The sequence below is a fragment of the Aeromonas salmonicida subsp. salmonicida genome (assembly GCF_001643305.1).
GTDB lineage: Bacteria > Pseudomonadota > Gammaproteobacteria > Enterobacterales > Aeromonadaceae > Aeromonas > Aeromonas salmonicida.
The window spans coordinates 147,762-160,109 of record NZ_LSGW01000071.1 but is presented as its reverse complement, the minus strand read 5'-3'; the positions used below and the strand labels follow the sequence as shown (position 1 = coordinate 160,109).

At 60.6% G+C, this 12,348-nt stretch carries 13 protein-coding genes and 1 pseudogene; 7 read left to right on the top strand and 7 right to left on the bottom strand.

The annotated features are described in order from the left end of the window. Positions 1-17: 17 nt before the first annotated feature. Both AXW79_RS13805 and cyaY read right to left on the bottom strand, forming a co-directional pair. Positions 18-578 (bottom strand): annotated as a pseudogene (locus AXW79_RS13805) (alpha/beta hydrolase); the annotation flags it as partial. Next, positions 575-889 carry an iron donor protein CyaY gene (cyaY, locus tag AXW79_RS13800; protein ID WP_005316166.1) on the bottom strand — a complete coding sequence of 105 codons (315 nt, stop codon included), beginning with the start codon at positions 887-889 and terminating at the stop codon, positions 575-577. The pseudogene AXW79_RS13805 and the gene cyaY, both read right to left, overlap by 4 nt. 73 nt (positions 890-962) lie before the next feature. On the opposite strand from cyaY, the gene lptM reads away from it, so the two are divergent. The 6 genes from lptM to AXW79_RS13775 all read left to right on the top strand — a co-directional run bounded on the left by lptM (position 963) and on the right by AXW79_RS13775 (position 5,974). Continuing rightward, positions 963-1,139 carry an LPS translocon maturation chaperone LptM gene (lptM, locus tag AXW79_RS22950; protein ID WP_073531790.1) on the top strand — a complete coding sequence of 59 codons (177 nt, stop codon included), beginning with the start codon at positions 963-965 and terminating at the stop codon, positions 1,137-1,139. A gap of 20 nt (positions 1,140-1,159) precedes the next feature. Then, positions 1,160-2,410, top strand: coding sequence for a diaminopimelate decarboxylase (gene lysA / locus AXW79_RS13795; protein WP_005316164.1), 1,251 nt, complete (start codon positions 1,160-1,162; stop codon positions 2,408-2,410). 182 nt (positions 2,411-2,592) lie between these two features. After that, on the top strand, positions 2,593-3,423 hold the full coding sequence (dapF, locus tag AXW79_RS13790; RefSeq protein ID WP_011899114.1) for a diaminopimelate epimerase: 831 nt from the start codon (positions 2,593-2,595) through the stop codon (positions 3,421-3,423). An 82-nt stretch (positions 3,424-3,505) separates the two neighbouring features. After that, positions 3,506-4,186: a DUF484 family protein gene (locus AXW79_RS13785; RefSeq protein ID WP_005316158.1), complete on the top strand. Its 681-nt coding sequence runs from the start codon at positions 3,506-3,508 to the stop codon at positions 4,184-4,186. Then, positions 4,179-5,147, top strand: a complete 969-nt coding sequence (gene xerC, locus AXW79_RS13780) for a tyrosine recombinase XerC (protein WP_005316155.1) — start codon at positions 4,179-4,181, stop codon at positions 5,145-5,147. Before AXW79_RS13785 ends, xerC begins: the two co-directional genes overlap by 8 nt. A 116-nt stretch (positions 5,148-5,263) precedes the next feature. Continuing rightward, entirely contained in the window at positions 5,264-5,974 is a 711-nt protein-coding gene (locus AXW79_RS13775; RefSeq protein WP_005316151.1) for an HAD-IA family hydrolase, read from the top strand. 29 nt (positions 5,975-6,003) lie between these two features. On the opposite strand, the gene AXW79_RS13770 is transcribed toward AXW79_RS13775, so the two are convergent. Both AXW79_RS13770 and AXW79_RS13765 read right to left on the bottom strand, forming a co-directional pair. Next, positions 6,004-6,402, bottom strand: a complete 399-nt coding sequence (locus tag AXW79_RS13770; RefSeq protein WP_005316148.1) for an STY0301 family protein — start codon at positions 6,400-6,402, stop codon at positions 6,004-6,006. 41 nt (positions 6,403-6,443) lie between these two features. After that, positions 6,444-7,970 carry a mechanosensitive ion channel family protein gene (locus tag AXW79_RS13765; protein WP_005316146.1) on the bottom strand — a complete coding sequence of 509 codons (1,527 nt, stop codon included), beginning with the start codon at positions 7,968-7,970 and terminating at the stop codon, positions 6,444-6,446. A 115-nt stretch (positions 7,971-8,085) separates the two neighbouring features. Between AXW79_RS13765 and AXW79_RS13760 the strand changes: the two genes are divergently transcribed. After that, on the top strand, positions 8,086-8,499 hold the full coding sequence (locus AXW79_RS13760) for a hypothetical protein (protein WP_170321039.1): 414 nt from the start codon (positions 8,086-8,088) through the stop codon (positions 8,497-8,499). An 11-nt stretch (positions 8,500-8,510) separates the two neighbouring features. On the opposite strand, the gene AXW79_RS13755 is transcribed toward AXW79_RS13760, so the two are convergent. The 3 genes from AXW79_RS13755 to AXW79_RS13745 form a co-directional block, all read right to left on the bottom strand. Continuing rightward, positions 8,511-9,290, bottom strand: coding sequence for a gamma-glutamyl-gamma-aminobutyrate hydrolase family protein (locus AXW79_RS13755; protein ID WP_011899115.1), 780 nt, complete (start codon positions 9,288-9,290; stop codon positions 8,511-8,513). Positions 9,291-9,656: 366 nt separating this feature from the next. Beyond that, positions 9,657-10,466 (bottom strand): sugar-phosphatase, encoded by an 810-nt coding sequence (yidA, locus tag AXW79_RS13750; RefSeq protein ID WP_005316137.1) that lies wholly within the window; start codon positions 10,464-10,466, stop codon positions 9,657-9,659. A gap of 169 nt (positions 10,467-10,635) precedes the next feature. Beyond that, positions 10,636-12,291: a DUF342 domain-containing protein gene (locus AXW79_RS13745; protein ID WP_011899116.1), complete on the bottom strand. Its 1,656-nt coding sequence runs from the start codon at positions 12,289-12,291 to the stop codon at positions 10,636-10,638. Between the last annotated feature and the right edge of the window lie 57 nt (positions 12,292-12,348).

The following is a 12,348-nucleotide window of genomic DNA, read 5'->3' as shown; positions in this document are numbered from 1 at the left end:
TAGGATCAGTTATTTAGGGTGAGCCCCGCCGCTTCCAGCCGGTTCTTGGCATCCCAGCCCATGGAGAGATTCACCACGTCGTCATAGATGCCGTGCATGTAGCAGATGGGCAGGCGGCGGGCGGCCTCGCTCATCTCGGCCAGCAGGGCATCTGGCGCCGCCAGATAGGTGGACATGCAGAGCAGGCCAGCCAGCTGAACCGGATGGCGCAGGGCGGTAAAGGAGGCGATCACTCCGCCCTGGGAGAAACCGGCCAGCAGGATGCGCTCTGGGGCAAACCCTTCGGCCACCAGCTGGTCCAGCAGGGCGGCGATGCGAGCGGCGGATTCACGCACATGGGGCTCAACGGCGCGGTCCGCCGGATCGTCGAAGCTCTTGATGTCGTACCAGCCGCGCATCTTGTAGCCCATGTTGATGGTGATGGGCCGCTCGGGGGCGTCGGGCAGCAGATGACGAACCGGCAGGTCGGCAGGCAAATCCAGCGCGTCCACCAGCGGGGCCAGCCCGGCCCCGGAATCCCCCAGCCCGTGCAGCCAGATCACGGCGTGGCGGGCGTCCTGTGGATGAATGTCAATCATGGGAATACCACTGACTCACCTGCCTGAGTGGTGCAGGCTTTGGTCAGCAGCGCCTTGAGCTCATGGCCGAAGCGGTTGTCTATCCAGGTTTCCCCTTGCAGCTCGAAGTGGAAACCGTTCTCGCGGGTGGCGACCCAGATCTGGTGCAGGGGCTCCTGCTTGTTGATGATGACCTTGGTCTTGTTCTCGAACGACAGGGTCAAGACCCCACCGGCACGTTCACAGTCAATATCCGGATATCCTGCGTCGACAGTGTCTTCCACATATTGGAAAAAGGCGTCGGTCAGGGCGTGATACTCGTGATCCTTCATCGGTTTATCCTGTTGCTTTTAACAATGTGAGTGCGATTATAGAGGGCCAAAAATTTTTTCGCAGCGAACCATTATGATTACCCAGCTTACCAAGTGTCTGCTCGCCACTCTTCTGTCTCTTGGTTTGGCCGCGTGTGGCCTGACGGGACCGCTTTACATGCCGCCTCCCGAGCAGCCCCAGACCGAGAGTACACCGCAAGCACAGACGCCTGCGACCGTCGAAGCTGCCCCAGAGGCCGCGCCGCAATAATTTAGGAAGGAACCGCCCCCTTGGATCACTTTAACTACGATGCCGACGGCCAGCTTCAGGCCGAGCAAACCTCGCTGCAACACCTTGCCGAGCAGTACGGCACCCCGCTGTACGTATACTCCCGTGCGACCCTGGAGCGCCACTGGCATGCCTTCGATCAGGCAGCGGGCGATATTCCCCATCTGATCTGCTATGCGGTCAAGGCCAACTCCAATCTGGCGCTGCTCAACCTGCTGGCCCGCCTGGGCTCGGGTTTTGACATCGTCTCCGGCGGCGAGTTGTCGCGGGTGCTGGCGGCGGGCGGTGATCCGGCCAAGGTGGTTTTCTCCGGCGTGGCCAAGAGCGAAGCCGAGATGCGGCTGGCGCTGGATAAAGAGATCCTCTGTTTCAACCTGGAGTCGGAAGCCGAACTGGAGCGTCTGAACCGGGTGGCGGGCAGCATGGGCAAGAAGGCCCGGGTCTCGGTGCGGGTCAATCCGGATATCGATGCCGGCACTCACCCTTATATCTCCACCGGCCTCAAGCAGAACAAATTTGGCATCCCCATCGAGCAGGCGCCTGCCATCTATCGCAAGGCGGCGGCCATGGCCAACATAGAGATCAAGGGGGTGGATTGCCATATCGGTTCCCAGCTGACTGAACTCAACCCCTTCATGGAGGCGGCCGACAAGCTGCTGCGCCTGATCGACACCCTGGCGGCGGAAGGTATTCACATCCATCACCTGGACGTGGGCGGCGGCCTCGGGGTCAACTATGGTGCCGAGCAGCCACCTCATCCCACCGAGTATGCCGAGGCGCTCAAGCAGAAGCTGGCGGGTAGGGATCTGACCCTGCTGTTCGAACCGGGCCGTGCCATCGTTGCCAACGCCGGTGTGCTGCTGACCCGGGTGGAGTACCTGAAGCCGGGTGAAACCCGCAACTTCGCCCTGATCGATGCCGGCATGAACGACCTGCTGCGTCCCTCTCTCTACGGCGCCTGGATGAACATCATAGAGGTGGACAGCCGCACGGCCCATGAGAAGGCGCTGTATGACGTGGTCGGCCCGGTCTGCGAGACGGGTGACTTCCTCGGCAAGGAGCGCACCCTGGCTATCGCCGAGGGCTCCCTGCTGGCGGTACGCTCCGCCGGTGCCTATGGCTTTACCATGTCATCCAACTACAACACCCGTCCGCGTGCGGCCGAGGTGCTGGTGGATGGCACCCAATCCTTCCTCATCAGAGAGCGCGAGCAGTTGGCCGATCTCTGGCGTGGTGAGCATCTACTGCCCTGAACACAGGAAGGCACCACGGCGACTGGATTTTCCAGACGAGTCTCTGTGTGCGTTGAACGCGCGAGCAGTTGACCGATTGCCGGTGTTGCGAGCATTGACGGCCCTGATAGCAGGGGAACGCACGATTGAGCGGATCGCTGGTGCGCCGAGCATTTACTGCCTAAAGGGTACAGGAACGCACTATGTTGATAGATTTTTCCAAGATGCATGGGCTGGGTAACGACTTCATGGTGGTGGATGGTGTCACCCAGAAGGTGTTTTTCAGCAATGACGTCATCAAGAAGCTGGCGGATCGCCACTTCGGGATCGGTTTTGACCAGCTGTTGCTGGTGGAGCCGCCTTATGACCCTGAACTCGACTTCCACTATCGCATCTTCAATGCCGATGGCAGCGAGGTGGAGCAGTGCGGCAATGGTGCCCGCTGTTTCGCCCGTTTCGTGCGCCTCAAGGGGCTGATCAACCGGGATCGCATCGCGGTCAGCACGGCCCGTGGCCGCATTAGCCTGCAGCTGGAAGGGGAGAATCAGGTCACGGTCAACATGGGGGTTCCCCAGTTTGAGCCGGGCAAGATCCCGTTTCGGGCTCAGAAGGCGGAAAAAACCTATCTGTTGCGGGCACAAGAGCATACTGTGATGTGTGGTGTGGTCTCGATGGGCAACCCCCACTGCGTCATTGAAGTTCCGTCGGTGGCTGATGCGCCGGTGGAGACTCTGGGTGCCATCATGGAGCGGCACGAGCGTTTCCCCGAACGGGTCAACGTCGGCTTCATGGAGATGGTCAACGCCACCGAGATCCGCTTGCGGGTATTCGAGCGCGGTGTGGGGGAGACCCTGGCCTGTGGTACCGGTGCCTGTGCGGCGGCGGTGATTGGCATCAGTCAGGGCAAGCTCAAGGAGCGGGTCACCGTCAGTCTGCCGGGCGGCAAGCTGACCATCGCCTGGAAGGGGCCGGGCCAGCCGGTCTATATGACGGGCCCGGCCGAGCATGTATTCGACGGCCAGATAGAGTTATAGGCATGACGAGGGCGCAAGCCCTCTCTGCTGCGCGATAATGTCAGGGCCCAGTGCCCTTTTTCTGTAATGGACCAACCAATTTATGAGCGAACTCAAACGGCAGGAGCCACTGGTGGATGAAGCCACAGTGCTGGAGTACCTGGCCCGTTATCCCGAGTTTTTCCAGCGCCACGCGGCCATGCTGGACCGGATCCGCATTCCCCATGAACGCAAAGGCTCGGTCTCTCTGGTTGAACGCCAGATGGACAGGCAGCGGGAGCGCATCGAGCAGCTGGAGCAGGAGATCACCGAGTTGATGGGGATTGCCAGCGAGAACGAGCGGATCTTCCGGGTCTATGCCGACCTCTACGGCGAGCTCTATGGTTGCCAGTCTCTGTTCGAGGTGAGCGCCGTGATGGGCAAGGCGTTCGTGCAGCGGCTGCGGCTGACCGGCCTGCGGCTCTGGCTCAGTCCGAAGAAATTCCAGTTGAGCGGCCCCGAGCTGCGCTTCATGGCGGACGGCAAGCAACTCGAGCAACTGCTGGGTCAACGACTGCCGGGGCAGGATTACTATTTTGGCCGCCTCAACCAGAGCGAGAAGCAGGCCTTGTTTGGCCACGATGTGCTGGTCAACTCCGTGGCCCTGATGCGGCTCGGCGATCTCGGCGTGCTGGCCTTTGCCAGTTCCGATCCCAGCCACTTCAGCCCCCATAACGACACCCTGCTGCTGGGTCAGCTGGGTCGCTTGTTGCAGTTGCGTCTGCCTGAACTGACCCATGGCTAGGGAACCGGCCAAAGCGTCTGCCCCTGCCGCCGAGCCTCTGCCAGCCTCTCTGGCCGATGAGCTGGCGGCCTTTATCGAATACCTGAGGGTCGAGCGCCAGCTCAGCCCTCACACTCGCAGCAACTATGAATCCCATCTGCAGGCCATGGCCGCCGAGCTGGTCAGGCTGGGTGTAAGCGACTGGGCCCGGCTCGAGGCGAGCCAGGTGCGCAGTCTGGTGACCCGGATGCACAAGGCCGGGCTCGCTCCCCGCTCCCTTTCTACCAAGATCTCCGCCTTGCGCAGTTTCTGCGACTGGCAGGTGCGCCAGGGACGGCTCACCGCCAACCCGGCCCGCGGCATAGTGACCCCCAAGCAGGGGCGACCGCTGCCGAAAAATCTGGATGTGGACGAGATGTACCAGTTGCTCAACATCACAGACGAGCAGGATCCCCTGGCGGTACGGGATCGGGCCATCATGGAGCTGATGTACTCTTCCGGCCTGCGGCTGGCCGAGCTGGTGGGGCTCAATCTGGGTGACATCAAGCTCGATGACCGTCAGCTCAAGGTGACCGGCAAGGGCTCGCGGGAGCGGGTGCTGCCCATGGGAAGAATGGCGGTGGAGTGGCTGCACAAGTGGCTCAAGGTACGCCCTCTGCTGGCGGGGGACGAGGCCGACGCCTTGTTCGTCTCCAAGCGCAAACAGCGGCTGTCGGCCCGTTCCGTACAGGAGCGGCTCGATGGCTGGGGAAACAAGCAGGCGCTCAATGCCCACGTCCATCCCCACAAGCTGCGCCACAGTTTCGCCACTCACATGCTGGAGTCCTCCGGCGATCTGCGTGCCGTGCAGGAGCTGCTGGGTCATGCGGATCTCTCCACTACCCAGATCTATACCCATCTCGATTTTCAGCATCTGGCCAAGGTCTATGACAATGCCCACCCAAGAGCAAAGCGGGATCCTGCCACGCCGGAAGATGAGTGACCTTTACCTCTGTGAAGGAGTGTCTGGGGTTATCTGAGCATCCAAACCGCCAGGGTAGCCAGATATGCCGGAAGATGAACAAGGGGGCCTGATTATTTCGCCGTGAAGGAGCATGAATGCATTTTTATCGCCGTTGGCAGCCGGTTGCTGCCATCTCGTTCGACCTCGATGACACCCTCTACGACAATGGCCCGGCCATTGAACGGGCCGAGCAGTGGATGCTTGAGCATCTGCGCAGCGAATACCTGGCGACCGCCATGCTGGACAAGCCGCGCTGGCTGGATCTCAAACGCACCATGCTGATCGCCCATCCCGAGCTGCGCCAGGATGTCAGTCTGGCGCGTCAGCGTACCATTCATGAGGCCATGTTGCAGGGCGGCATGGCGGCAGCCATCGCCAGTCGCGAGGCGGAGCAGGTGTTCGCCGGCTTTCTCGCCGAACGCTCAAAGATTGAGGTGAGTGACGCGACCCATGACTTGCTGGCACGACTGGCCGAGCGCTATCCGCTGGTGGTGATCACCAATGGCAATCTGGACCTGGCCCAGGCTGGGCTGAATGATTACTTCACCCTGGTCTGCAAGGCGGGGGCGGGTGCCAGGATGAAACCGGCGCCGGACATGTTTGTCCAGGCGCAGGCCGCCCTCAAGCTGGTACCAGATCGGATACTGCACGTGGGGGATCATCCAGTGACGGACGTGCTGGGAGCACGCCTGCACGGCTTTCGCGCCGCCTGGCTCAATGACTGCCAGCGCTCCTGGCGGCAGTTGCCATTGTTGCCGGATGTGGAACTGAACGGACTGGGAGAACTGGCAGACCTGCTGCTCTGATCGTTTTCGCCGGCCGCTGTTTGCGGCCCTTATTGACGGCAAATCAGTCCGCGCAGCTGGTCATGGTCGGTCTGGTTGACGCGGCAGTAGTTGATGCCCGGGGGGAGCGCCTGCTGCAAGGTAATGGCTGTGCCCCCATAGTGGCAGACCAGATAAAATGGGCGTGGATTGCGGCTGTCCAGACTCCAGTAGTGAGTCTCGTCATTGTCACCATTGTCCGGTTTGAGCTGGGCAAGCTCGCCCGGATCACCATCGAACAGGGCCAGGTTATCCAGCCTGTGGCTCAGGGTCTGGCCCGCTTCTCCCTGGTTGTTTCGGGCCACGGCTTGCCAGCCCAGAGGCTGGCTCAGCAGCTGCTGGCGGGTGTCTATGGCTGGCGGGCAGTGAAATTGCAAACTGGCGCTCAAAGCCAGTGCGGTCAGTAACATTGTGTGGGGTCTCCCGGCATGATGTGGTGCCCCATGCTACGTCATCCTCCACTGAACAGCTTCATCAGTTTATTGAGCAGATCACGCTGTTGCGGCGGTTGCTTCATGGACTCCGCCTCCTTTGCCAACAGTGTCTGCTGCTCCTGCTCGCGACTACTCAGCACCCGATAGAGCGGCTCGACCAGGGACTCCCTGTGCATCACCAGCTCCTGGAACATGGCCTGATTGATGCGGTAGGTTTCAACGGTGCCGAGTGCCCGCACCGTGAAGGGACTGGGGTCGCCGGTGAGCAGGCTCAGCTCGCCGAAGAAGTCGCCGGTGTTGAGGGTGCCGAGCGGCAATTCACGCCCCTCCACCTTGACCAGCATTTCAGCTTCCCCTTTGACCAGCACAAACAGCCAGCTGGAAACCTCCCCCTGCTCCAGCATGATGTCGCCACTGACAAAGGGGGCGAATTTGACCTGATCGGCGAGCTGGATCAGCTCATCCTCCTGCAACATGGCAAACAGCGGCAACTTGCGCAGGGTGGCTGTGCGCTCGACTGTGTGGCGCTTGTGGCGGGCATCCTGATGTTGTTTCTCCTTGGCCATGAAGACATTGAAAATGGGTGGTGTGAGACGCCGGTCGTTACGGCGCAGGGCGGCATCGATCAGGCTGCGCACCATGGAATCGGTCGGGTCGTCCCGCGCCAGGTCGGTCAGCCAGTAGCGAACGGCATAACGGGCAATTCCCCCTTCCACATTCATCAACAGACAGTCGGGTTGAGGATATTTGGCCACACAGGGCAGGTTGGTTTCCCGCAAGGACTTCTCGATCAGGGCGATGATCTGGGTCGGCAATGTATCCAGGGTCAGATCGAACCAGACCCAGCGCCGCCATTGGAGGGGGGCATTTTGTCGCCGTCCCAGCACGGTGAAACGCTGCTTGAGCAAGTGGCTGTTGGGGATCACCACGGTTTCCCAGTTGCGGGTTTCCATGGTGGTGGCGCGCCAGTTGATCTCCACCACCCGGCCCTGGATGGCTTCCACCTGCAGCCAGTCACCGATGGCGATGGAGTTGTCCAGCTGGATGGAGACTCCGGCCAGCAGGTTGCCCAGTGTGTCCTGCATGGAGAAGGCGATGATGGCGGTGATGACGGCCGAGGTGGTGACTATCTCGCCAAGGGCCATGCCGGAAGCGTATAGCCGGAACAGGCACCAGTTGATGTAGCCGATGGTGATGACGATGTCCGCTATGATGCGCGGTATGCGGATCTGGCACAGGGGCAGCAGAAACTGGAACAGCAGTATGCCCCAGACCTTCACCAGTACCAGACCGGCCAGCAGACTGGATATTTCCACCAGCCAGCGGTGGGGTAGCGGCAGGCGGAACCAGCCTCCCTCGAACTGGATCAGCAGGATCACGACCATGCTCATCATGACGAAGCCGAGCTCGGAAATTAGCTCGCGCCGCCGCCCCGGGCTGCGCAAAAAATGGGTGATGAGCAAGAACAGGGTCAGCAGGGTCCAGAACGGGTGTTCGCCAATCCACTGCAAGGTAGGTAGGGCAACGAAATTATCGCTAAACATAACAGCCCCTTATCGTTGGATATTTCCAGCATAGCTGGTTAGACAAGGGTAAAGGGTGCGCTGGCGACACGATTTATTTATGCTGTTGGCAGTCTCGACAGGAGAGTGTGACTTGGTGCAATTAACAAAGAAAATCATCTGCTTGGTGGCATTGCTGCCACTGGCAGGATGCGACCTGCTGGCAGACAAATACCGGGTCGAGTTCAGGGATGGATCCTGGCGCGAGATTGCCATTACCCCTTTTTCCGACGAGGCCCGCTGGCGTGAGGGTTGTGCCACCGGCGAGGTGCTGACCGACATGACCTTGCCACTGAAACGGGGCAAGGTGGTGAATGGTCGTGAGCAGCTGCTCATCGGCGGCGAGTTGTTCGAGCTTGACGATGACAACCTTTACCGCAGCAACGGCATGGTGTTTGGCCACACGCCGGACCATATCCAGCGTGGGCTCAAGGGCATGGATGTGTGCCGTACATTGCGCCCCGAGCGTGGCGGCTTGCCCAAGCTCAAGGCGCGGGGGTTTGGCGACTAGACAACACAGGTTCAGGTGTGTGTGGTGCGAGTCCTGCGCTGACGGCAGGCGTCACCAAAAGCCTGGAAAATCTTGACGGAGTGGGGATTTTCGGTCGCTTTCCACTCCGGGTGCCACTGTACCGCCAGCAGGAAGGGGGAGAGGGTGGGGGCATGAATGGCCTCTACCAACCCGTCTTCGGCATGGGCCAGCGGCTCAAGCCCCTTTGCCAGCGTCTTGATCCCCTGTCCATGCAGCGAGTTGACGGGGATAGCAGGTTGCCCCATCAGGTCGGCAAACCAGCTGCCGGACACCAGTTCAATCTGGTGACTCTCCCCGTACTGTTCATCGACCGGATCGTCCGAATCTTCCCTGTGATCGTCATAGCCGGGCTCGTTGTAGACCTTCTGGTGTATGTCGCCCCCGAGTGCCACGTTGATCTCCTGCATGCCACGACAGATCCCGAGAATTGGCAGACCGCGATCGAGGGCGGCACGTACCAGCGGAATGTCGAACAGATCCCTGTCTCTGTCCTGCTGCTTCTCCGGGGTAAGGTTCTCCTGGCCATAGAGGGCAGGATCTATGTTGGATCCGGCGCCGCTCAGATAGACGCCATCGGCCAGATCCAGATACTGCGCCAGGTCTTCCGTTCCGCAGCAGGTCGGTACCAGCAGGGGGACGCAGCCACTGATTTCCACCAGGGGCGTGATGTATTTGTGGGTCATTACCTGGTAGGCGTGACCGTTGCGGGGCTGGGCACCCATTGTCATCAGTACGACGGGCTTACATGGGGTGTGGGGTATGCGAGTCATGATTCACCTTGGCTATCCTTTGCAGTCCTGCGCCTTGGGAAGGCCCTTGCTGCCAGCGAGAGGGCAAGGGCATGCCTCAAGGCATGGTCGTGGGATCAGGGTCGTGCCGCAGTACCAGAATCGTCGGTCAGCCTGGGCAATGACGGCCTGGATCCTGATCTCAGTCTGCCAAGGCCGTTCAATATGTCAAACGAAATGATGCTGAAATGTTAATTGCCATGGGCGGCATACAGGCTTGAGTCCCTTTTATAGGGGCCTTGACGCTATGCCGTGGGTATGAAGGGGATAGCTGTGGTGGATATATTAAACATTTGACCAGATTGGCCGGATAGCAGAAGGGGCCCTGGTGGAGGCCCCTTGTTTGGCTCAGGCGTTCAGGATGAACCGCTCGATCACCTGGGCGACGCCATCCTCGTCGTTGCGGCCCGTGATGTGTTGGGCCAGCGCCTTGATGTCATCGGTGGCGTTGCCCATGGCCACGCCCAGTCCGGCGTATTCAATCATGTGATGGTCGTTGCCTGCATCCCCCACGGCGATGACCTGGGAGGCATCAAGGCCCAGATGTTCGGCCAGGGCGGCGACCCCTGTGCCCTTGTTGCTCTGCTTGTTCATGAATTCGAGGAAGAAGGGGGCGCTCTGCACCACAGTGTAGCGCTCGTACAGTTCGGCTGGCAGGCGCTCGATGGCGCGGGAGAGCTGGGGCGGCTCGTCGATCATCATCACCTTCATGATCTGTTCGTCGGCCGCCAGAGTGGCAAAATCGATCAGATTGATGGGCATGCCGATGAGGCGGGATTCGTGCTCTGTATAGGTGCTGACTCTGGGACTGATGAGGCCCTGGCTGACCGAGAAGCCGTGTACGTTCACCTCCAGCTCGTCGGCCAGTCTGGCGATGGCACTGGCGTCGCTTCCGGTGAGCAGCTGGCTGCGAATGATGCGCTGGTCGGCAACCTGCTGTACCAGAGCGCCGTTGTAACAGATGACGTAGTCATCCTGACCCGTGAGGCCGAGCTCTACAAGATAGCGGCTCATCCCTTCCAGCGGGCGGCCCGAGGCAAGTACCACCGTCACTCCCTTGGCGCGGGCGGCGGCAATGGCGGCGTGGGTGCGGGGTGAAATCTGGCCCTGAGGGTTCAGCAGGGTGCCATCCATATCCAATGCGATCAGCTTGTACATCTTTCACTACCTGAAGTCTGGCTGGCCCGCCCAATGGGGCCAATGGGAGGCCGAGTGTAGCGAAAATCGCCGCCTGGATCACGGATTGACGGGATGGACCCCGAGTATTGGGCGCCCGCTCGCAAGGTGGAAGGGCGATGAGGAGAGGGCCGGTAGTCTCCGGCCCGGGTCATTTGTGTGGTTCGTACGGGATCAGCTGTACCTGATCCTCGCGAATGGCAAAGTGGATGGGGCCATGTTCGATATCGACCCGGCAGTGATAGTGCGCCATCTCCACCTCGACCCCGGGGAAGACCCGTTGGGTGGCGATGATGTCCATCTCCGCCATCAGCTTTTGCAACTCTTCCTGTGCCGCCTCCAGCTGCTCATCCAGCAGCTTGCTCTCCTCGAGATGCTTGGTACGGATCAGCTTTATCTTCTGCAGGGTCTCGGGGTTGCGTTTGTCGGTGGGCAACTGCAGCAACTTGAGCAGCAGATCCTGCAGCTTGTCCAACTGATCCCGGCACTCCTGCTTGCGTTGGCGCAGGGCCAGCTCCTGCTCCTTGTGGGTGAAGTAGCCGCCAAGGATTTGCAGCTTGGTGTGGTTGGCCGCAGAGGCTCCCAGGATGGGAGCCATGATGAGACGATTGGCGATGCTGATGCCACCAATCAGGTGGCCCTTGCGCATGCCGCTGTCGCCCACCTTGAGGTCTTGCCCGCTGCGGCTGTAGCAGTGGTTGAGCTGACTTTGGATCTGGATATCGCCCCCAGCCTCCAGTTTGGCGTATTGGGCATAGCTGGCGTGGATTTCCCCCTGGGCATTGAGGTGACACAGGTATTCCCCCTGCTCGTTGCGCCGACCTATGATGCCGTGGCGAACCGTTATGCTGCCGCCGGCTTCGATCTCGCCCCCTTCGATAAAACCACCGATGACGATGTCGCCACTGACCTTGACCTTCATGCCGGGCTGGACGTCGGCATTGACGATGAGCCCCCCTTCAAAGGTGATATGGCCGTGGCGGGCATCCACCTGTTTGACACTCAATACCTCATCCACTTTCATGCCCGTTTTTTCCTGGCAGGGAAGGCCGGCCCGGCTGGCAATCAGCAGGTTGGGGTCATCAGGGGAGAGATAAGTGCCATCGCCAGCGCTCATGGGGCTGTCTTTGCCATTCTTGGCGGGCAGATCCTGGCCCGTGACGGTAAACCCGGGCTCCCCCTGAGTCGCGGGGTGGCGCCGCATCAACTGGGCGCCGGCTTTGACCGTGACTATGGTACCCAGATCCCGCATGTCGACCCGGCCATCATCCCGTTCCTGGGGCTTGAGGATCCGCTCGGCGGGTGTCTCCACCAGTCGCTCCAGACGGGAGTCCTTGCCATTGACCACCGCTACCGGCAACTTGAGTACTGTGCCCGGCGCAGCTTCCTTGGCAGCCAGAATGGCGGCCGTAATAAGGGAGGTCTGTACCCCCTGGCTGACCTCGCTGGTCTGGATTGCCTGCTCCAGCTGTTCTGTGGTGAGAAACTTGCCGCCCCAGTCTGCGGTGATCTGGGCAATGGCGCTCATCCGGTCCTTCTCGATGACCAGCGTGACGCGGGCATCGTGGCGCTGGGCAATGGGGACTGGGTTGCCGGGCAGAGAGGTAGCCGGGTTGCTCAACAGGGTATTGAGCAAGCTGATGGCCTGCTTGATCCCCTCCGTCAGCGGCTGGTAGCGGCGACAGTTGGAGGCCAGCAACAGCGCCTGAATATCGTTCTCTGAAACGGGCTTAGTCAACCCGGGCACGATGCGCAGACAGGCGTATTCCATATCGGCTGATAACAGTAACCACTCTTTGCTTAACACCCGGCTCCCTTACTCTCGCCATGATCTCCAGTAAGATCGCTACTTGCTTCTATTTAA